A 22,862-nucleotide genomic window follows, 5' to 3' on the forward strand; every position below is an offset into this window, starting at 1 on the left:
CAATTGTTATTTTAATAAAACTTATTACGGTCAACTAAAATTGATTCTGATAATAATACATCATTGTAAAGGTCATAAACGTACCCTCGCATATTTTCTTTTTGTGAAACCGTATCAAGGTATTGCCGTTCTGCACGAAAAGCCCATAACAGTGCACGTTGCTCTAACTCTCGCTCCTGCTCATTAAACTCTGTTCGCCGACTTGCTTGCACCCATTGATGCCAAAATTCTTTAAAGGTCGTTGCATTCTTTTGATCGCGCAAATCATATAGGACGCTTTGTTTAACATTATCAGGAAGATAAATTCCTTGAACAGTTTTTATTCCTTCTTGTACCATTTCATCACGAAGTCGCTTTGCTTGATCAGCAATTCTCTTTGCGGATAAATCATGTGGAAGAATAAATTGAAAAATAATTGATGGTACTACCATGCTCAAAATAATCATTAGCATCTCGGAAAGAACAACGGTACTAAATTGGACAGACGTAACGCTACTAATAACCATATAGACTAATGCCAATGTCACTGCCCCGTGAACGCCACCAAGTGAAAAGATAACACTGCCCTTACGTCCTAGCCCAATAACTAAGCCGTAGATATAGCGAATAATTAAATTTGCCACATATAACGTGAGTCCAATACTAATCCATTGAATGTCAGGGCTACCATGAATTAAATCCGACTTAATAATTCGAACAGCCAATAGTCCCAAAATTACAAAAACAATATTATTTAAAATTTCCTGAAGTAAATCCATTAAGGTAATTCCATTATGATATTGCCGCGGTAATATGAAACGGCTTCTCATCCCCTCACTATTTTGCATCAGTCCCGCACAAACCACAGCAATAATGCCAGATACCCTCATTTCTTCTGCAATAAAGTAAACAAAAAATGGAGTAATAACAAATAACATATTTTGTGCATTATACGCCAATCGATTGGTTCTACTTAAAAGCTGACGAAAACTAATCATCAAAATTGCTGCTAATATTCCAATTACAATCCCACCGCCAGCTGACTTTATAAAATCCAAAATAGTCTGCTGATAGTTAAGATGTCCATTTTTCACCCATAATGCCATAGCACTGACAAGAATAATTCCTGTAGCATCGTTAAAGAGCGATTCCATTTTTAAAATATTTTCTTGTTTTTCTGGAACAATTAATCCTTTAGAAACGGACTCAGTAGCAGTTGCATCTGTCGGTGTGCTTAACGCTCCCATTAAAAAGGCAAATGCAATCGGAACTCCCAGTAAGGATACCGCAACCCCAGTAAAAATAGTCGCAGTAACAACAAGTAATACTGCAGTGCCAATAATTTGCCGTAAATTCTTACCAATTAGGTTGATTCTGGTAGTTTGTCCTTCAAAATAAATTAACGGAGCAACAATGTACATAAATATTTCCGAATGAAAAGACATGACTTGTTGATTCAGCGGAACGATCAATGCCAAAATAATTCCAATGATAATACTGATGTAGTTGGTTGAAATATGTGGCAAAAAACCGGCAATAATGCTACTAAAGGTTGCAGCCACCAATAAAATTGTTATTGAAATTATCATAGCTACTTAATCCTCCTTAATTAATTTAAAATAGGCACCTAGAGTTCGGCTTTTCCGGACTTTAGATGCCATATATACTCGTGCTACTCACCTTTTATATTAAAATTAAAGCTTCTGTCACAGCCCTAACATAATCATTCAAATGAAAGTTCTAAGAAATATACTTTTTCTTTTGGGATATGACATGTCGTTACCCACACGTCATAATAATTTCTTTTTGAGCCCTTCGTCATGGCAAAATATTCATCAAGTAATTCACCATTTTTTGCTACAAAATCATTCGATAATCGATTAACCATTAACCGCCCTACAGGAAAATAAAATGATGAATCGGCTATTTTTAATGAGTCAGCAAACAAAATCAGAACCGCATTAGTATATCGTGGACGAACTTCTTTTATCAGTTCTGGATGGTTTTTAAGTTTCGTTAAAACATAATAAATTGAATCAGAATTACTAGCCATTTTCTTCCCCTCACTTGCCTGTAATTATAACAAAATAATGTTATAGATAAAATAACTACTATTCTCATCCATAAACAAGACACCTATAATATATTAGGTTAATCGACTCAATTAAATTATACTGTAAAAAGGGCCTGCTAGAAAAACTAACAGACCCTTACTTGTAAATTGGGCATACTGGTCTCGAACCAGTAAATTATGGATTCAGAGTCCACTGCCTTACCAGTTTGGCGAATGCCCAAGAAACAATAACTTATAACAATAAATACTATACATGGAAGTTTTATAATAGTCAACTATTTTTTCATTATTTCTTTGTTTCTTGATGCAATCGATAACGCTGACGGGCTCGTCGCAATTTTGTCACTAAAGTAATAAAGGGATGAGTATGCCCATTACACCAATAATCAACGTCAGCTTTAATTTGCCGCTGCGTCCATTTACTATAATCATGATGAAGAAAATTGTAGTTTGCTTGCGAAGACTGTTTTTTCCAGACCGCTGCCATTATAAACTGACTTCGGGTTCGCAATATATTTTGGTTAGCTTGTTGTATATCAACAGCTTCAACCCCGATTACCTTTGCTGTAGAAATTGGTGGAATAACCGAATTACTTGGTAAATATGGGGCAACCGGGACATTAATCAGTGCATCAATGATTACTTCTTGCCAGTCTTCTCTTGTCTGGTAACGATGCATTAAACCCGGTTCAACATCGTTAGCTAAAAAATAATCCTGCTTCTCTCCCCAGCTTAACTGACTATGAATCAAAAACATTATCGGCATCCCAATCACTCCTCAAGATTTTTTCATTGCTAATTTTACCGCAAAATCATTTCGTATTGTGCAATTATAAACAAAAAAGGTGGAACTAAATCCACCTTTCCAATATTTTAAAAGTTTCTCCGGCAATTTTGGCTTTATTTAATAACAATGAAGAACTAACCACAGAAACTGAACTAAATGCCATTGCCAATCCTGCTAGTTCTGGACTAAGGGTAAAGCCAATAACTGCAAATAAGCCAGCGGCAATTGGAATTCCAACAACATTATAAATAAGCGCCCAAAAGAGATTGAGCTTAATTCGGTCAAACGTCTTTTTTGAAATACTAAGTGCCCGCACAACTCCTAGTAAATCATTCTGAACTAACACAATACCACCAGAGTCAATTGCAATATCGGTTCCAGACCCCATGGCAATCCCAACATCGGCTGTAGACAAGGCTGGAGCATCGTTTATTCCATCACCAACAAACGCAACTTTTTTGCCTTTATCCTGCAATTTTTTAATTTCTTTAGCTTTTTCGTTCGGCATAACTCCCGCAATTACCTTGTTAATTCCCACTTCATCAGCAATTGCCTGAGCAACCTTTTTATTATCTCCTGTAAGCATAACTGTCTGTAAGCCGCGCTTTTTCAATTCTGTAATCGCCTTCTTAGAACTTGACTTTGGGACATCCTGAAGTGCTATTAGGCCAATTACTTCTTTATCGATTCCAACATAAACAACTGTCTTAGCTTCATTTTGTAATTCATTAGCACGCACTTTCATTTCCCGGGAAATATTAATATCGGCTAATAACCTATCGCTACCTACAAAAGCTATTTCCCCGCGATATTTAGCACGAACACCTTTTCCTTCAAGTGCTTCAAACTCCTGTGACTTTACCAAAGAAACCTGTTCATCTTTTGCTTTTTGCATAATAGCTGATGCTAGCGGGTGTTCTGAAGCATCCTCAAGACTTGCCGAAATTGCTAAAACCTGCTGCGGATTACCAACAATATCAGTTACCCTCGGCTTACCGACCGTAATTGTCCCTGTCTTATCAAAAACTACCGTATTAATATTATTGACTTCTTGAAGGACTTCACCATTCTTTATTAAAACACCCATTTTAGCGCTGCGAGCCGTTCCGACCATTAAAGCAGTTGGGGTTGCTAATCCAAGTGCACAAGGACAAGCAATAACTATTACCGATACTGCAAACAATAACGCATGAACAAAAGTCGTACCAATTATCGAATACCAAACTACAAAAGTAATAATTGCGATAATCATTACTGCCGGAACAAAAATATTAGAAATCTTATCAGTTAAATTTTGTATTGGTGCATGACTAGTCTGGGCCTTTTTTACAAGGTCAACGATTTGCGCAAGCATTGTATCTGTACCAACCTTGGTGGCTCTAAACGTAATTGTTCCATTACTATTTGTCGTTGAACCAACAACAGTATCTCCGACTTGTTTCATTACGGGCATACTTTCACCCGTTACCATCGACTCATCGACTGCTGATGTTCCTTCAGTAATCACACCGTCAACCGGAACCTTTTCTCCTGGCTTCACCCGAATCAAATCGCCTACTTGGACTTGATCTAATGGTACTTTAACAAATTCACCGTTTTTCAATACTTCAGCATCTTTTGCCTGCAATCCCATTAGTTTACCAAGAGCATCAGCAGCATTATTATGCATCTTTTCTTCCATAGCATCACCCAATAGAACAAAGACAGTTACAAAAGCTGCACTTTCAAAATAAACTTCTCTTCCTGTCATCATTGCGTAAATACTATAAAAGTAAGCTACCGCTGTCCCTGTTGCCACTAATGTATTCATATTTGCACTGTGCTTTTTGAATGCAGCAATGGCGCTTTTCCAATAGGGGAAAGCAGAAATAGCCATAATAATTGTCGTTGTAATTAATGCGATCCAATTATAAGCTGGCATCATCCAATGAAAAAGCATTCCTATCATCTGAATTAACATTGGAATCGCTAAAATAAATGAAATCCAAAAGCGCTGAATATTTGAGAGTTTTGTCACTTCACAACAACCTTTCCGTGAAACATATCCATCCCACAGGCATAGTTAAATGTTGCTGGTTTATCTGTTGGAATGTTTATTGTTACTTCCTTTTTTCCGTCAAGTTTTTCATCAATTTCAAGCTCCTTAAAGACAACTTCATTCATGCATCCCATATTATCAGATGGGATAAACTTTAACTGTGCCGGCTTTCCCTGCTTAAAAGTAACGACTTCAGGTTTATATCCATGATTCTCCGCATTTACAACAACTTTTTTAGTTTGATTTTTTGAAAAAATACTCATTATTTCACAACGACCTTTCCATGAAACATATCCATTCCACACGCAAAATTAAAAGTTTGCGCTTTATCTGTTGGAATACTTATAGTTGTAATCTTTTGTTTTGTCAAATCTTTATTAATCCCTAATTGTTCAAAGACAACATGCGATAAACACGCTGTTGAGTCGCGCATATCAAAATTCACCTGAGCAGGGACGCCCTTTTTTAATACTACTGTTGATGGGGAATAACCACCGTTTACTACAATTGTTGCGGTTTGTTCGTTATTAACTACCGTTGACTGACCAGCTGTCTCTGAATGTTTTCCAAAAAACCACCATAAAATAAACGCAATTAAAATTATTGCAATGATAACAACGATAATTCTCATGTAACCCTTCCCTCTCTTTCGTTTACATCTGTAAATCATATTACATTTACAGTCTACTATCATAGTTTACATATGTCAACGATAAAAGGAATTATATTAAATAATGGACGTTTACAATCTTTTTAATTAAAATTTGTTTATTAGGAGGCGACACTAATTAAAAAGTCAAGTATTATCTTAATCGTATTTTATTGCATACTATTCGGTGGCACGATCTGGTTTTACCAAAATAATACGCAATTTAAGGAACAAACAAATATTAACATCCATAATGCTCAAGTTTTTACTCAGTCCTGGCTCCATAAACTAACTGGCAAAGAAACTAATGTCCCAGTAAACCAAAAAGCGGATCAACAAAACGACCAAGGTGTCCCTACCGATGCGCGGTGGCAACAAAATTCAGCAACAGTATATGTAGATATAAATAATACTGTGTTGAAAAGTGCCACCGAAACTGCAATTTCACAATGGAATAATACAGGAGCCTTTATTTTTAAACCGGTAGCGAATAAAAAGAACGCTGATATTATTGTTTTAGCAGTAAACGATCCCGATAATGGGGCAGCTGGACTTACTAATACAAGTATGAATTCCATCACCGGATACTACCTTCACGCAACCGTTAAGCTTAATTCCTATTATTTGCTTAATCCTGTTTTCGGATATTCCCAGCAACGAATCGTTAATACTGCTGAACATGAACTTGGACACGCAATTGGTCTACAACATACAAATAAAACCTCGGTAATGCAACCGGCTGGATCATACTATCCTATTCAAAGATTAGACATCGACGACGTAAAAGCGTTATATTCACGCACACCGCAACCACCATCGCTACAAGATAATAACGATCAATCAATCTCAAAATAAAAACTTTACTCTATTTGTTAATAATTGGTATAGTAGAAGAAGAAAGAAAATATAAATTGGAAAGAGTATTTTTATGACAAATAAAAAGGTTTTGGGTACAGCAATGATTATCACTGCCTGTACTTTTTGGGGTGTTTCAGGGCTTTTTGCAAAGGCCCTTTTTAACGTTAGCAACTCAATTACATCTATGTGGGTAACTCAGGTACGAATGATTTCAGCAGGGATTATTCTTATCCTATTTAGTCAAATCTGTGGAGAGCATCCATTGCGGATTTTTAACGACTTACACTCTGCATGGGTTATCTTCGCTTACGGGGTCTTTGGACTAGTCCCTGTTCAATATGCATATTTTATGGCTGTTCAATACGGAAATGCCTCTATTGCCACAATTTTACAATTTGTTGGACCGTTCTTTATTATCGCCTATCAAGCACTATTTCGTCATTTGCCGCCTCGCCGAATTGAACTAATTAGTGCTGTAATTGCATTTATTGGTGTCTTTACTATTGCTACTCATGGGCAATTTAACCACTTAGCAATGACGCTTAGTGTTCTTATTTGGGGCTTAATATCTGCAATTGGCGTCGCAACCAATACCCTGATTCCACAGAATATGCTTCGTGAAGGACGTGTTCCATCATTAATTATTACGGGTTGGGGGCTATTATTTGCCGGAATTACTTTACTAATCATCCATCCAGCGCAGCCACATGTTCCAAATATTCCTTCTGTATGGTTCTATTCTCTAGGAATTTTAGTTATTGGAACGCTAATTCCTTTCCAACTTGCTAACAACTCATTAAAGTATATTGATGCTACCACTTTTAGTTTAATGGATGCATTCGAGCCTTTATCAGCTACTATTGGTTCCGTGCTAATATTTCATCTGCAAATGACTAGTGCTGATATTATTGGCTCAGTCCTAGTTATCGTTGCAGTCTTAGCAATAAATATTCGCATTCCGCAAAAAGTTAAAGATTAAACAAAACACCCTCTTAAATCAGCAATCATGTTGATTTGAGAGGGTGTTTTTAAATCACAGTAGGATATTTTCTTACCCTTTTATTTAATTATCACGAATAATTGTACCAACCTTACCCGCAAGAGCATCATCTAAGCCATCAAGCGAAGTAATTAATGCTTCACGTTCTGGATGACCCTTCACAAATGAAAGACAAGCTTCAATCTTTGGCAACATACTTCCAGCCGCAAATTGATCTTCATCCATATACTTATGAGCTTCTGTAACATTTAATGTCTTTAAGGCTTCTTCGTCCGGCTTGCCATAATTAATATAAACATGGTCAACAGCCGTTAAAATAATCAGCTTATCCGCATTAATATTAGCAGCTAATAAAGCACTTGAACGATCCTTATCAATAACCGCTGGTACTCCTTTAAGGCCTTCTTTGGTAATAACAACTGGTACACCGCCGCCACCACCGGCAATAACTAATTTATCAGCATCAATCAATGTCTTAATGCTATCAAGCTCCATGATCTTCATCGGCAGTGGTGAAGGAACTACTTGTCGATATCCACGACCAGCGTCTTCCTTAAAGGTATAGCCCTTTTCTTTGGCAATTTCATCAGCCTGTTCTTTGGAATAAAAGTCACCAACTGGCTTTGAAGGATTATCGAATGCCGGATCATTAGGATCAACAGCAATCTGGGTCACAATTGTTGCAACGCTCTTATTCATCCAACGACGATGTAACTCATTCTCTAAGCTTTGTTGTAAGTGGTAACCAATGTATCCTTGGCTCATCGCCCCACATTCAGGGAATGGGAAAGCGGCAGTTTTTCCATTTTCGGCAGCAAAGTTCATACCCAAGTTGATGGCGCCAACTTGAGGACCATTTCCGTGACTAATAACCACTTGATTACCGGCAGCGATTAAACCAATTAAGGATGAGGCAGTGTTCTTTACTAACTTCAATTGTTCTTCAGGTGATTTACCTAAAGCATTTCCACCCAAAGCAACTACTACTTTAGCCATCGTAAATGCCTCCTAATTAGTTTTTCTCACCTAATGTAGCAACCATTACCGCTTTAATAGTGTGCATCCGGTTTTCAGCTTCACGGAATACTACTGAGTGCTTGCTTTCAAACACTTCATCAGTAACTTCCATTTCTTTTAGGCCAAACTTCTTGTAAATTTCTTTACCAACTTCAGTATCAAGGTTGTGGAAGGCTGGAAGACAGTGTTCGAATAATACATTTGGATTTTCAGTAGCCTTCATCACATCCATTGTTACTTGGTATGGCTTAAGAAGGTTAATCCGCTTTTCCCACATATCGTCAGATTCACCCATTGATACCCAAACATCAGCATAGATTACGTCCATTCCTTTGACACCTTCCTTGATGTCATTAGTAACAACGATCTTAGCACCAGTCTCGGCAGCAATTGCGTTAGCCTTATCCAATGTTTCCTTAGTTGGTTCCAATTCCTTAGGAGTAACAACATGGTATTCCATTCCCATTACGGCAGCACCAAGCATTAAGGCATTAGATACGTTATCTTGACCATCGCCAACAAAAGCAAATTTAATATCCTTGTATGGCTTCTTCAAAACTTCATGAGCCGTTAAGAAGTCAGCAAGTACTTGGGTTGGGTGATCTTCATCGGTCAAGCCATTCCATACAGGAACCCCAGAGTACTTAGCTAAAATTTCAACATTACGTTGGGAGAATCCACGGTATTCAATACCATCAAACATTCCACCAAGAACACGAGCAGTATCTTTAACAGATTCCTTATGACCAATGTGTGAACCTGAAGGACCAAGGTAAGTTACATGAGCACCTTCGTCTTTTGCACCAACTTCAAAAGAACAACGAGTCCGGGTAGAACTCTTCTCAAAGATCAAAGCAATGTTTTTGCCTTCAAGATTCTTTCCTTCTGTACCAGCATACTTAGCCTTCTTTAAGTCTTCTGCAAGGTCAAGCATGTATTCCATTTCCCGAGTGTTAAAATCTGCAAGAGTTAAGAAACTACGATTACGTAAATTAAAAGCCATTTTTATTTCCTCCTAAGGTCTTAATACAATTACTATAATAGGAAAAAGTTTCAAAATACTTCGTACAATATCAAAAAACATCAGCAAAAAATTTAGATATTTTTTAATACCAAGCCCTTCGTTCACAGTAATGTAAGCGGAAACAGCTTCACATCTGTAAAATAAGATTACTATTGTCCCTTATATTCACAAAGTGTAAAATAAAGTTAAGTTTCAAAATACTTCAAATAACCTCAAGAAATCGGTGAAAATACATGAATTTTTATATTATAGATAATGATAGCAAAATTATTCATTTATTATCCAATATTATTGAAAATGACTTTAATAATACTGTTGTCGGGACAACCTCTGATCCCCAGCAGGCCTATGATGATGCCATGCGACTGGGAATTGATATTATGTTTGTTGATTATGCAATGCCGGAAATGGATGGAGTTCAACTTATTCAAAAAATCCAGGATAGTCATCATTACCCGCATTTCATTATGACTGCTCAGGCAATCCTGCCTTCCGTAAAAACAAGTGCGTACCAACATGGTATTGATTTTTTTATTGAAAAGCCCTTAAACATCGCAGAAGTTAAATCGGTTATTAAGTTAGCAGCACAAAACATCAATATGTCCAATCGTCTTCTACAAGTTTTAGATCTTGTTAGTGGAGCAGCGACAAATAATAATACAGTAACAATTAGTGGTAAAAACAAGAAAAAAGAAAATGCTCAATCTATTTTGCGTTTTCTTGGGATTACGTCTGGAAATGGTGCAACAGCAATTAATAGGCTTATTAATACAATGATTGAACGTGATATTCACTTTGATGAAGTTGACTTTGAAGAATTATTTCAATGTGATGATCATAAAAAGAAAATTATTTTTCAGCGAATTCGGCGCGATATAAAAACCGGCCTCAGTAACCTTGCTCATATGTGCATGGACTATCCAGAAAATGATATTATCCTCGAATATGCCAATAACCTGTATGAATATAAGAATATCCATAATGAAATGCAATTTCTCAAAGACGAACGCAAGACAGGTGGACAGGTATCTATCAAACACTTTTTCAATGGTTTAATTCAAGAGATAAAATAAAGAGATTTGAAGAACATCAATTATTGATGCTCCCAAATCTCTTATTTAATCCCAACTATTTCGCAATTTCATAATCTGATGACTTAAATCCTTTGTCTGGTCATAAATTTGATGATAAATTTTGTACAATTCATCATATTTCTTCACTGCTGCCGATTGTGGTTCGTATACCTTGCCAAAATGGACAAATTTCTTTGCACAATCCTGCAATGAATCAAACCAACCAAGACCAACAGCAGCCAGCATCGCAGCACCTAGGCCAGGGCCCTGTTCATTAGTCAGAGACACTACTTTTTTATTAAAGATATCTGCTTGTAGTTGTAGCCAGAAAGCACTTTTAGCTCCTCCCCCGATAGCAACAACCGTATCAAAGTCTTGTCCATGCTGATCATAGATATTCAAAATATCACGGAAACTAAAGGTTATTCCTTCAATTACAGCACGAACAAAATCATACTTATTCTGCATACTGTCAACACCAATAAAACTTCCCCGGATATCCGCATCAGCATAGGGAGTACGTTCGCCAACTACATACGGGGTAAAAATCAATCCATTTGCCCCTAGCGGTCGCTCAGCAGCTCTATTTACCATTTCTGTAAAGTCCTCATCCTTAGCAAATGTATGCTTAAACCAATTTAGTGAATGGCCTGCTGCAAGGGTAACCCCCATTGAATAATAAGTATCAGGAATCGCATGACACTCATATTGAAGGGCACCATGATAGTCAACATTAGCGTCTGGTTCGTATTTCAAAATCACCCCAGATGTACCAATACTGCTCATTACCATATTTGGTTTTAGAATACCGGCACCAACAGCACCGCATGCATTATCGCCACCACCACCAAAGACTTTAGTGGTCGTTTTTAATCCTGAGAACATCGAATACGAATTAGTTACTGTCCCCGCTTCATCGATTGACCGAATTAAAGGCGGACACATTGATTCTGGAATATCAAATGTCTCACAGATTTCTTTACTCCACGTATTCTTTTTAATATCAAATAAAACCGTTCCTGTTGCATCTGAATAATCAATGGCTTGTTTACCGGTCATTACATAGCGAACGTAGTCTTTAGGCAAAAGAAAGCTCTTTGCCTTTGCCCAGATTTCAGGTTCATTCTCCTTTACCCATAATAGTTTAGGCAATGTAAATCCTTCTAAAGCGCGATTACCAGTAATCTCAATGAATTTATCCCCCATCTCTGCCTTTATTTCTTCACATTGTTTAGTTGTCCGCGTATCGTTCCATAGCATTGCCGGACGTAATACTTGTCCATCTGCATCTAGTAATACCAACCCATGCATTTGTCCAGAGAAAGATATTCCTTTGATTTCTTCAGCTTTAATCCCATCTCGCAAAATTAGACGGTCGATCGCAATCGTTGTCCCGTATAACCAGTCACGGGGATCTTGTTCATTATAACCGGGGTGGGGTTGATGAAGATCATACCCATAGCTTTGCTGGGCAATAATTTTTCCATCATGATTCATTGCAGAAACTTTTACGGCACTTGTTCCCAGATCAACGCCAATTACATACTCATTCATTTCTTTCATTCCCTTCATTAGTAAAAGGGTCGGGGCAAAGTTGATTGCCTCGGCCCTTTTATTATAACTTTTTACTGTATTGAGTGAGCGCTTGTCATGTGCGGATTGATAGGTAATATTAATTATTTAGCAAGCGTTTCAATGATGTAATGGTTAATTGTATCTTTAATTTCTTCAAGGTGGTCAGAATGAGTAGCAGCAATTAATTCACTTTGTGGTGTGTCAATGACCTTTTCTTCGAGACTGGCAAAGTTTTCATCGCCATCTTCAATACGCTTACCTAAGCCTTCATCCCACGTAGCGTAACGTTTCTTAATAATATCATCTAAGAAGCCGTCTTCCTTCATCGCACCCGCAACACGGAGACCAGCCGCAAAACTATCCATCCCAACAATGTGACCATAGAAGAGATCCTTTGATGTAAATGATGTCCGCCGTGGTTTGGCATCAAAGTTCAAACCACCACGAGGACCGATACTACCATTTTCAATAACTTCCCACATTGCTGCAGTCGTTTCGTATAAGTTTGATGGGTATTCATCAATATCCCAACCAATTAACTTATCACCCTGGTTAGCATCAAGTGAACCTAATAATCCAGCTTCACGAGCAACTCGAATTTCATGTTGATAAGTATGACCAGCTAAGTTAGCGTGGTTCCCTTCAAGGTTAAGTTTGAAGTCCTTATCAAGACCATATTCACGCATAAAGTTGATTGTTGTTGCAGCATCAAAATCGTATTGGTGAGTGGTTGGTTCCTTTGGCTTTGGTTCAAGGAGCATTTGAGCATCAAAACCAATTTCATTAGCGTAGTCCTTAGCCATGTGGAAGAACTTAGCCATGTGGGATTGCTCACGCTTCATATCAGTGTTCCAAAGTGATTCGTAACCTTCACGACCACCCCAGAATACATAGTTTTCAGAACCAACTCGCTTACCAATTTCAAGACTGTGCTTTAATTGAGCAGCAGCATAGGCATAAATTTCAGCTGATGGCGCAGTACCAGCACCTTCCAAGAAACGTGGGTTGGTAAAGAGATTTGAAGTATTCCATAGAACTTTCATCCCGGTAGCTTTTTGATATTCAACAATCTTGTCAACTACCTTATCGAGATTCTTATTAGTTTCACGAAGCGTATCACCTTCTGGAGCTAAATCACGATCGTGGAAACAAAGGAAGTTAACACCTAATTTGTTATAAAATTCAAAAGCATAATCAACTTTGGCTAAAGCACAATCCATTGGGTCACTGTACTTATCATATGGACGTTGCGCAGTTCCATCACCAAATGGGTCAACTAATCGTTGGTCAAATGTGTGCCAGTAAGCAACTGCAAACCGTAACCAATCTTTCATCTTCTTACCAAGGATTACTTCCTCAGGATTGTAATATTGATAGAACAAACCTGACTTTAATCCTTTGTGTGGTCCCTCATATTCAATCTTATTAATGCCTTTCCATAAATCAGCCATATTCTCGGCCTCCCGTTTCTTTAGTTTGTATAAACAACTAACTTACAATTCTTAATATATACCATCTACCCTCTTTTGTAAACCCTTTCTTAAGTTTTTGTATAAAAAGTCTAGTTTAATTTAATGAGGACATTTAAATCAACCATTAATTTTTAGAAGAGTTAGTATATTAATCAAACAATTATCTTAAAAAGTGCAAAAGTGAATTTTTTACGTATATATAAGATTAGGAGGATTACTCCGAATAATCGCATAAAGGAGCAACAGTCTTATGTCAGATATTATATTGCGTAAAAAGTGGGAGGAAAATAACAACCACTATGATATCGAGATGCAGAGATTAAAAAATATTTAAATTAAATTGATAAAATTAAGCGTAATATAAAATGCCATGTAGTACCTAAATTTAAGGGCTACATGGCATTTTTGTCATTCGACTATTTTTTTACTGCTATAGATAACTTTACTAAATTAAATTAATTTGGAATAGCTATAACCAGTATCCTGACTTCCATGTATTTTTTTCATTTTAAAATATACAACCGAATCGGGGCACACTTTTATTTTTGAATTCTTTAGATCAGATACTACTTTCGTTGTTATCTCAGGAACTGCCGAATCTTTTAATAGTTTGACTTCTTCCTTTGTTAATGATGCAGGTTCTCCTAATCCATGCCAAACTAATAGTGGATTGCCGCATTTTTCACTAATTTTCTTAAGTATCACACTATATTTCCCCTTAACTTGAGGAAGAAGTATACTGATATCTTTTCCAATTTCCTTTTCATTTTTATAGTTCCAAATAACTCCAGAATACTCATTATCTTCATTTTTGGTAATAACCCAATTATCAGTTTTTTCAACTAAATATTTATATAATTGTTTATAAAAATAAAATGTCCAATACGTCGGTTTACAAATACAATGTCTAGCAAGCAACCCAAAGCCACCATAAAAGTTAGTAAAGGGTATCCCATTTTCCTCAAATACATCACCAAAAGTCCAATATGAGTACATTTCGGAAGTCTTTCCTAACTTAGATAACATATCAGCGACATATGCTGCATTATGTACCGTATCATGTATTGGTGCATCTGGACTATACGATGTACTAAATTCGGTAATATACATTGGCAGATTTTTGTACCTAGACTTGTCAATTATTTTACGCGAAGTTTCTAATTCTTCTAGTGATTCTTTTAAATCTCTTAATTTAGGATAACGATAATGTCCTTCAGTTGGCACAACATTTACCGTATAAAAATGTCGAGTAATAAAATCAATATCTAATTTTTCTTTTTCACAAAAGTTTATGAAAGTTTGTAACCATTCCTTATCATTAACTCCGCATATTGCAGGACCTCCTACTTTAAATTTCTTATTTACTTCTTTTACTGCATTAAAAGTTATTTCAAAAAACTTGAAATATTCTTGTTTATCTGCATTTTTCCAAAAATTAACCAAATTGGGTTCATTCCATACTTCTACTGGCCATTCTAATACCGCTTTACCATATCTTTTTAATAAGTGCTCTAACGTTACTTGTACTAGCTTAACCCATTCTTTTTCATATTTTGGAGGTGTAATATTCCCTCTCCAGTAAAACACTGTTTCTTTTCCTGACGCTAACTTTTCGGGCATGAAGTCTAGTTCAAGGAAAGGCTTTATATTCAACTCTTTAAAAGAATCCATTATTTGATCTAAGTAATTAAAATTGTATTCAACAATGCGTTTACCATCTTCTTCCCTTTCTTGATAAATACCAACATCATCTGAAAATAGCCCGTGTCCTCTTATATAACTAAATCCAATAGTTCGTTGAATATATTTTAATTCATCAATATACTCTTTTCTTAAAGCAAGTTCTAACCTGCCAGTACCAATACATTTAAATGCATTATTGTTAAATATATTCATACAATTCATCTCCTTGGGCAAAACGCACCTTACCCAATTTGGATAAGGTGCATAATCTCTACTTTCTTTACAATAATTTTTCATCTAATTCCTTATAGTCAAAATAATCAAATTCCGCAGGAAGCTCAAAACCTGTACAATCAACAGACGCTAACCCTACCATTGCCCCAGTAAAAAAGCCACCTGATGTCTGCATAACATAATCATCTGACAAAATGGCAGCATCCAAATCAATCGGAACCTTTTGCCAATTTTTTCCATCGAATGAATACATATAGTAATAATGATATTTCCTAACACAGGTCTTAAACCATACATCTTCACAATTTTCAGGAATTTCAATAGCTTTTTCTTTTAGAAATGATGTATATACATTATTATCATTCTGTGCTACTTCAATAACTTTATGATTCGTTTGTTCATCATAAGTAATAAATATCCATGAATAATGTTTATCGTTATAAAAATTAACTAAGCCTGCCATTTGCTGATAACTATACGGATCATATTTAATTTTTGTTGTCGCATCAAAATTAAATGCTTGCCATCTAGATGCTAGTAATGAGACATCAAATATTGATGAGAGAGATTGATTACCTTTTAATATCAATTTGTTACCTTTTATATATCCTAATTTATCTGTAAATGGTTGCCGTAATGTCTGCCACTCATTATCTAATCTTGATGATGAAAATCCATCATACCTTGAATTATTTCGCTTTTTTGTTGAATATGCAGTACCGACTTTAGGACTTGGAACATTAATAAGCCCACCATGTCCACCAACAATTCGAGGCCAATTCTCTGAGTCCCATTCGACCTTTTGGATAGACGTTTCTCTCCCTAACGTACACCATCCCCTAGGATCCCAAGATGATTCATTCTTATGATGCCATGGCCGACCACAAAGCGAAGCGTAGTACCACTCATCATCAGGAGTATTTACTAACGAACCATGTCCTTGCTTTTGAAGTCCAAAGTCTGGAGTATCAAAATTTGTAATAAAGGGAGCTCCTGGTTCAATTACAAATGAACCAGGCACTAGACTTTTAGATCGAGCTACAATTTCTTGATGAGACCAACTAGTTCCTCCCTGTGCTGCAAACAAATAATAGTAACCATTTATTTTATATAAATGTGGTCCTTCAACTACTTTTACATCGGTTCCCTTATATATAACCTTTCGTGTTTGCGGCAACAACCGTAAAGAATTAGAATCAAGTTCCGTTAACGTTATCCCATTAAATGTATTTTTATATTCACGTTGATCCCACGTTTGCTGAACCAGATACTTTTTGCCATCGGTATCGTGAAATAAAGATGCATCAAAGCCTGTCGCATCCAATTTTATTGGTTTTGACCATGGTCCCATAATATTATCCGCGGTCGTTAAATAGTTAATGCAATCTTTAAATGGTCCTTCAACCACTTTTACATCCGAAAACACTAACCAAAATTTTCCATCGGCATATGATAAATCAGGAGCCCATACTCCTCCCGAGGAAGGATCACCAGTCATATCAATTAATTCTTTACTATCTAGAATTGAAGGTAATAACTTCCAATGAACCAAATCTTTAGATGAATGTAATCGAACGCCTGGAAACCACTCAAATGTAGAATTAGCAATATAATAAGTATTGCCAACACGAATTATACTAGGATCTGGATTAAAACCTGGCAAAATAGGATTTTTAATTTTCATAACTTGTTTCCTTCTTTATTACTTTTATTTCTTTTTCTTTTGAAACAGGCCATAAATCAGAATATTCTTCACCGGTTAGATCTTCACATACTTTTTTAGCCTTAGGAGTAACATCTGCCTTTTTTCCACCAGCTTTTAACCGATCAACTTCATTAATTAATGTCTTATGTGTCTTTGCATCCAAATTAAACGTGACTGCTATAACCATTGCAAGAAGCGTTAATATTCCTGTTCCAAAAATCAAAGTATAGACAACTGCATGAGTTGCTTGAGCTGTTTGTACTGCTGCACCACTCTTAAAGCCATTTACAGAAAGAATCCAACCTAGAAATACAGCAGCTAATCCTGATGTTAATTTTCTAATAAATGACATCATTGCAGCGAATTCACCTTCACGACGCTTACCAGTCATAAGCTCATCAATATCTGGAATAAATGGAAATACATTCCATGGAATTGAGTAAGCACCTCCTTTGAAGAACAGATAAATTGTAGAAACAATGATTAAAGCAATAATTAACGTACTGTGTGCCAAATTCATAAGATACATAATATAATATGCAGCTAATCCTAAAATTACTAAACCAAAATATAAAACATAGCATTTTTTAGCACCTAAACGCGTAAATAACCAATAATTTACTGGTGTTAAAGGCAGACCAATGATTCCTAAAGAAAGTAAATAAGAAGCTGTTGATGTTGATAGTCCGTATCCAAAGACGATAAAGTAAATAAATGCTCCAGAGAATAAATCTTGTGCTGTAACACCTAGTAAATATAAATACATATGTTGCCGAAAGGCCTTCACTTTAAGAGTCGATAAATAAGACTTTAGAGCCGTCCAAAAGAATTGAATTAAATTTTGATGGGCTTCATTAGGATCTGCAGTAGCTTTTATTTCACTCACTGGACGTTCCCATGTAAATTTCCATGTAACTAAACAAGCAATTGAAAACAATATAGCAAATGTTACACCTGTAGCGGTATAAGCATATGGATTATGTTGTCCCATTAATTGAATATAAAATCCACCAACTAATGTAACAATTGAAGTAATCGCACCTGAAAAGAACATTCTTGTTGTTGACATTTTTGATCGTGAATTAAAATCAGTAGTCATTTCAGATGGCAACGTTTCATATGGAATTAAAACCATTGTAACTACTACTTCTACTAAGCAATAAACAATTAGGTAATACCAATATCCTCCACCTGGTAACCAAAGTAATGTATATACAATTAAAATAAGTGGAGACCCAATCAAGATAAAGAAATGTCGCCTTCCAAATTTAGAACCTAATTTTGTTCGCCAAAATGTATCAGATAATCTTCCCATAATTATTGAAGTAATAGAATCTACTGCTTTAGCTAAACCAATAATTGAACCAGCCTCTAAAGCTGACAAATTACAGAATGTTGTGAAGAAGAACATTAGATAAGCCCCAACTAAGGCACCATATCCTCCACCCATCATATCTGTACATCCAAAGGCTATCGAAGTCCACATACCAACTTTTCGTCCACTAGACTGATCATTTTTTGCCTCATTCATTATTTTCACTCCATCCTTATAAAAGCGCTTACATTTCTTCCAAAACGTGTGTCAAAACACTTGGAATATGATAGTAATTATTAATTTTTAATTTAAACGGTGCAGCACAATTCCCATCAGTATCAAATAAATTAGGATGGGCAGTATTTTCTTGTGCATAACTAATGACTGTATTATCTTTAATCTTTATATCTTCAGGAATTTTTACTACTATACTTTCATCATTAACCTGAAATTCGTTTAAGACATATAGAGTTCCACATTGTGATAACTTAAATATTAGCTTTCCATCTCTCACTAATTTTCTACCAAACGTATTGAATTTAATAACTACTCTATCGTTATCTAAATATGCTTGATCTGCTATTGGTCCGGAAGCACATCCATGCGACCACGTTTTGATCCTCTCACTTAATTTGAAAAGTTTTTTTGCAACTACTTTCTTATTTAGGGGATGTAAATCGTTATCTTCACCATCGCCAATAGTAACTGCCATTCCTGTATTATCTAAAACTAATGCTTTTTCTTGCTCATTTCTTAATTCTCCCCAATTATGATTTGGCTCAATGCCACAATTTGGTAACTGAACAAATAAAAATGGGAGTTTATCATTACTAAATAGCTTTCTCCACTCTTGAATTAATTTAATAAATACTTTTCCGTAATTTACAGGCTCATGAGTATCACTTTCGCCTTGATACCATATAATTCCATCAAATGAGAAATTTCTTAACGGATAAATCATGCCATTAAAAAGTCCCGAGGGTAAATATTGTGGAAAAAACCATTGTTTACGACTAGGCATTGAGCATCCTCTTTTTGCAAACCAATTACATTTATTCAGATCTAGAATATTACCATTACTTTGAATATAACGTTTCTTTCCTTTTCTAAATCCACCTATTTTTTGGTCTATTTTTAAACGAATGGTTATTTCAAATTTCCGCTTAATTTTTCTAATTTTATAATAGCGAGGTGGATACTGATAACCAATTTCCCCTACCTTTTTTCCATCAATAAAAGTTTCATCGGCATCAATCAATGTTCCTAAATGCAAGATACCATCTTGATTAACCATATTCTCAGGAGCCTTAATAGTTGTTTTTAGCCATACAACACCTGAAGTTTTAAATTTTTCAGGAAAATCCTTGTTAATATCAACACTTTGCCAAGTGGAGTTTACCGGATTTTTAGCCCAGTTACCCTTCAGTCCATAGTCAAATGTATTTCTATCATTTTCATACTGATCTTGGTAAGCATTACTTTCCCTAACATAGCGATTAACTACATTTAAATTTTTTAAAGTATCATAATCATGTGGCATTTCACCTATATTTTTTAGCGTCTTCTCACTAATCCAAGACCTGATTGATGTTCCTCCCACGGCTGTTTGAACAATTCCAATTGGTACGTTGGAATACTTTCGTAAATATTTTGCAAAAAAATATCCAATACCTGATACGCTTAATAAATTACTTCCTATTGCGTCAAACCACTTTCCTTCATAAATATCAGTCATTGGTTCATTAAATTGAAAATGCTCTGGAACTTTAAAGTAATGAATTAATTTATCATTAGCTTTACTAGGCTCTTTAGGATACTTTTCTAATAAACGATTAAACATTAATTGCATATTAGATTGTCCTGCCAATAACCATACATCGCCAAAATATACTTCTTTAATAACTATCTTTTTATTTAACGATGTAATAATTAGTTCAAAGGGTCCCCCTGCCTCATGAGCCGGTAACTTTAATTTAAAATTTCCATTAGTATCGCATTTCGCAGATAATGTTTTATCCTCAAATTCTACATTTATTAATGCTTTTCTCTTGAAGTTTCCCCACAATATATTGGTTTTATTTCTTTGCAATATAACTCCATCACTAAATAATGATGAAAGCTTTAACTTCTCGCTCTCCTCCATTTTTATTTCTTCTTTCTAACTAAAAATCTCTAAGAATATATCTTTCTTCCCAAACTATCTTTTACTCCCGACATTCGATAGAAATAAGTATTGACTTGATCGCGCCATTCCAATGCATTCTCAAGTTGTTTATTTAAACAAATTCGTACAGTATTATAAATAGATTCTTCAATATCACCCTTTAAGCATTCCCATTGTTCTACGTACTTTTTCACATTCCTATATCCTCTAAAATGCAAGTCATAAATTGTTTGAATCAAGGTTTTATTATTGGGGAGAATAAAGTCGTAGTTTAAATGGTGGAAAAATAACATAACATCCATCGGTGTTGTATCTGGATTTTCAAATTTATTTGCTAATTTTTTAGAATACATACTTACAAAACCTGAACCAGTTTTCATCGTTCGATCTACACCAACACCATTACGATCTGCAAAATGATAGGTTCCCCATCGATCATACTCATAGCCATTAACAGATGGTCCATAGTGGTAATGAGGAACTACCATAAATCCCACGCCTAATGGGGCGCAGTAATCTGTATAGGTTTCATTAGACGTGATCATTATTGAGTAAACCTCATCTCTTGACTTTTTCTTTATTGACGGGAACGTTTGTATTATCCATTCTTTAAGGATTTCTTCTGCTGAAAGTCGATTATTCCAACAAAGTCGACCATATCCATATAGGTTAGATTGAGCTAGTGGATTCCCAGTCCAATGTTCACTCATTCCGATATTTCCTACTGCTGCCATCCCAGTATTATTTGAATCTACTGCTGTTTCTCTTAATATTGCTCCCGCTTTTGAATCGGGTAAATCCTCATATTCAGTATCAAAATTAATCATCTTACACCATTGTGGAAGAACATAATTAATATCAATTTGATGTCCTAAATATTCTGCTGTTATTTCAAATTCCATCATTTGATTTGTATTTCTCAGTTTTCCAAATAATGGTTGTAAAGGTTCCGCCGTTTGAAAGTCAATAGGTCCAAATTTCATCTGCAAAATAACATTACTTGCAAATTTTCCATCTAATGACGCAAAATTTTCAAATGCTGCTTTTGCCCGATCAGTTTTTCTATTACGCCAATCTTGATGCGAATTGTAAACGAATGCTCGCCAAATAATTAATCCTCCAAAAGGCTTTATAGCATCTGCTAACATATTAGCTCCTTGTGCATGATTACAGCCATATTGATACGGTCCTGGTTCTCCCTCACTATCCGCTTTAACAACAAATCCACCAAAATCAGGGATATGCAAATAGATATTCTTACAAATATTTCGCCAAAATTTTTTGACTTTATCATCAAGTGGATTTGAAGTTTCTAAACCGCCAATTAGTTTAGGAGCTGCCCAATTTACTGATAAGAAAAGTTTTATACCAAATTTTCTAAAAATATCGGCAATCTCTTGAACGCCATTTAGATATTTACTGGTTATTAATTCAATACCTTGTCCTCTAACATTCACATTATTTATTGAAATTGAATTAATCCCAATAGATGCTAACATGCGTGCGTAATATAATAGTCTATTAGTATCATGTCTGAAAATATCACCATTTATAAGTTTTACATTAAAATTACCCTTGTCAGGATTATTTAGTTTATCAGGATTTCCAAAGAAAATTGAAGCTCCTGAATATCCACGTTCAATACTGCCGTCCGTCTGGTCCCAATGATTAATCATTCTTAAGCTTTGAGAAGGTGTATGAATTCCAAGTTTTAATTTCCCAGTTAACTTCATTCGAATCAAAGAGTAAAAGCCATACATAAGCGCTTTACTAGTATTTCCGATAATAATTATCTGTCCATTCTTTTTCTGTATATCAAATGACTCATCATTGGTATATTTATTTTTCTTTTCTATTAGAACAATACTTGCATTTTCTTTGTCAAATGTTATAGGCAACTTTAGCCACTCAATAATTTCGGAATAAAGTTGTTTCTTTACTACGTCATTTTCTTCTATTCGGTTAGGTAACAACATAAATACATCATTTTTTAATTGCTCATGTATTTTACTATTGTTAAGCCATGCACTATCCAATTAATCCACCCCTTTTTCGTAGTTATTAAATAATAATAATTCAAGTTAGTTGTTTAAACTGATAAAGTCTAATAAACCTTTATCCACATTTTTATTGTATCCGTTTTCACAAAAAGCAAAAAGACCATAAAGTGACAATTATTTGTCAATTTATGATCTTATCTACAGTGAATATTTAT

At 35.4% G+C, this 22,862-nt stretch carries 18 protein-coding genes and 1 tRNA gene; 3 read left to right on the forward strand and 16 right to left on the reverse strand.

The genetic code is table 11. The features are described from left to right. Positions 1–11: 11 nt before the first annotated feature. The 7 genes from H5S39_RS08850 to H5S39_RS08880 all read right to left on the reverse strand — a co-directional run bounded on the left by H5S39_RS08850 (position 12) and on the right by H5S39_RS08880 (position 5,509). Entirely contained in the window at positions 12–1,568 is a 1,557-nt protein-coding gene (locus H5S39_RS08850) for a cation:proton antiporter (RefSeq protein WP_182596744.1), read from the reverse strand. A 134-nt stretch (positions 1,569–1,702) separates the two neighbouring features. After that, positions 1,703–2,032 carry a hypothetical protein gene (locus H5S39_RS08855; RefSeq protein ID WP_182596745.1) on the reverse strand — a complete coding sequence of 110 codons (330 nt, stop codon included), beginning with the start codon at positions 2,030–2,032 and terminating at the stop codon, positions 1,703–1,705. 168 nt (positions 2,033–2,200) lie between these two features. After that, positions 2,201–2,273, reverse strand: a tRNA-Gln gene (locus H5S39_RS08860). Positions 2,274–2,339: 66 nt separating this feature from the next. Next, entirely contained in the window at positions 2,340–2,819 is a 480-nt protein-coding gene (locus H5S39_RS08865) for a DUF7679 family protein (RefSeq protein WP_182596746.1), read from the reverse strand. 85 nt (positions 2,820–2,904) lie between these two features. Further along, positions 2,905–4,800 (reverse strand): copper-translocating P-type ATPase, encoded by a 1,896-nt coding sequence (locus tag H5S39_RS08870; RefSeq protein ID WP_182596770.1) that lies wholly within the window; start codon positions 4,798–4,800, stop codon positions 2,905–2,907. Between the two features lie 53 nt (positions 4,801–4,853). Next, positions 4,854–5,141: a cupredoxin domain-containing protein gene (locus H5S39_RS08875; protein WP_182596747.1), complete on the reverse strand. Its 288-nt coding sequence runs from the start codon at positions 5,139–5,141 to the stop codon at positions 4,854–4,856. Further along, a complete protein-coding gene (locus H5S39_RS08880) occupies positions 5,141–5,509 on the reverse strand; it encodes a cupredoxin domain-containing protein (protein WP_182596748.1) in 369 nt (122 codons plus the stop codon). Before H5S39_RS08880 ends, H5S39_RS08875 begins: the two co-directional genes overlap by 1 nt. Positions 5,510–5,929: 420 nt before the next feature. Here H5S39_RS08880 and H5S39_RS08885 point away from each other — a divergent pair, with 420 nt between their 5' ends. Both H5S39_RS08885 and H5S39_RS08890 read left to right on the forward strand, forming a co-directional pair. After that, on the forward strand, positions 5,930–6,382 hold the full coding sequence (locus tag H5S39_RS08885) for a matrixin family metalloprotease (RefSeq protein WP_375139119.1): 453 nt from the start codon (positions 5,930–5,932) through the stop codon (positions 6,380–6,382). Positions 6,383–6,455: 73 nt separating this feature from the next. Beyond that, complete coding sequence (locus H5S39_RS08890; RefSeq protein WP_182596749.1) at positions 6,456–7,364, forward strand: DMT family transporter; 909 nt, start codon at positions 6,456–6,458, stop codon at positions 7,362–7,364. A gap of 84 nt (positions 7,365–7,448) precedes the next feature. On the opposite strand, the gene arcC is transcribed toward H5S39_RS08890, so the two are convergent. Next, positions 7,449–8,381 carry a carbamate kinase gene (gene arcC, locus H5S39_RS08895; RefSeq protein ID WP_182596750.1) on the reverse strand — a complete coding sequence of 311 codons (933 nt, stop codon included), beginning with the start codon at positions 8,379–8,381 and terminating at the stop codon, positions 7,449–7,451. A 16-nt stretch (positions 8,382–8,397) separates the two neighbouring features. Further along, entirely contained in the window at positions 8,398–9,405 is a 1,008-nt protein-coding gene (argF, locus tag H5S39_RS08900; RefSeq protein WP_182596751.1) for an ornithine carbamoyltransferase, read from the reverse strand. Positions 9,406–9,659: 254 nt separating this feature from the next. On the opposite strand from argF, the gene H5S39_RS08905 reads away from it, so the two are divergent. Continuing rightward, a complete protein-coding gene (locus H5S39_RS08905; RefSeq protein WP_182596752.1) occupies positions 9,660–10,499 on the forward strand; it encodes a DNA-binding domain-containing protein in 840 nt (279 codons plus the stop codon). 45 nt (positions 10,500–10,544) lie between these two features. Here the strand turns inward: H5S39_RS08905 and xylB are convergent, their stop codons facing one another. The 7 genes from xylB to H5S39_RS08940 form a co-directional block, all read right to left on the reverse strand. Further along, positions 10,545–12,053 carry a xylulokinase gene (gene xylB, locus H5S39_RS08910; protein WP_182596753.1) on the reverse strand — a complete coding sequence of 503 codons (1,509 nt, stop codon included), beginning with the start codon at positions 12,051–12,053 and terminating at the stop codon, positions 10,545–10,547. Positions 12,054–12,175: 122 nt separating this feature from the next. Next, the gene (gene xylA, locus H5S39_RS08915) at positions 12,176–13,525 is read right to left on the reverse strand and encodes a xylose isomerase (RefSeq protein ID WP_182596754.1); all 1,350 of its coding nucleotides are present in this window, start codon (positions 13,523–13,525) and stop codon (positions 12,176–12,178) included. A 471-nt stretch (positions 13,526–13,996) separates the two neighbouring features. Next, on the reverse strand, positions 13,997–15,442 hold the full coding sequence (locus tag H5S39_RS08920) for a GH39 family glycosyl hydrolase (protein WP_220477102.1): 1,446 nt from the start codon (positions 15,440–15,442) through the stop codon (positions 13,997–13,999). A gap of 67 nt (positions 15,443–15,509) precedes the next feature. Next, positions 15,510–17,147 (reverse strand): glycoside hydrolase family 43 protein, encoded by a 1,638-nt coding sequence (locus tag H5S39_RS08925; protein WP_182596755.1) that lies wholly within the window; start codon positions 17,145–17,147, stop codon positions 15,510–15,512. Continuing rightward, positions 17,137–18,699 carry an MFS transporter gene (locus H5S39_RS08930; protein ID WP_182596756.1) on the reverse strand — a complete coding sequence of 521 codons (1,563 nt, stop codon included), beginning with the start codon at positions 18,697–18,699 and terminating at the stop codon, positions 17,137–17,139. The genes H5S39_RS08925 and H5S39_RS08930 overlap by 11 nt, the downstream gene beginning before the upstream one ends. 28 nt (positions 18,700–18,727) lie before the next feature. After that, the gene (locus H5S39_RS08935) at positions 18,728–20,626 is read right to left on the reverse strand and encodes a sialate O-acetylesterase (RefSeq protein WP_182596757.1); all 1,899 of its coding nucleotides are present in this window, start codon (positions 20,624–20,626) and stop codon (positions 18,728–18,730) included. Between the two features lie 29 nt (positions 20,627–20,655). Next, on the reverse strand, positions 20,656–22,683 hold the full coding sequence (locus H5S39_RS08940) for an alpha-glucuronidase (protein WP_220477103.1): 2,028 nt from the start codon (positions 22,681–22,683) through the stop codon (positions 20,656–20,658). Between the last annotated feature and the right edge of the window lie 179 nt (positions 22,684–22,862).

Source organism: Limosilactobacillus rudii, from assembly GCF_014145455.1.
GTDB lineage: Bacteria > Bacillota > Bacilli > Lactobacillales > Lactobacillaceae > Limosilactobacillus > Limosilactobacillus rudii.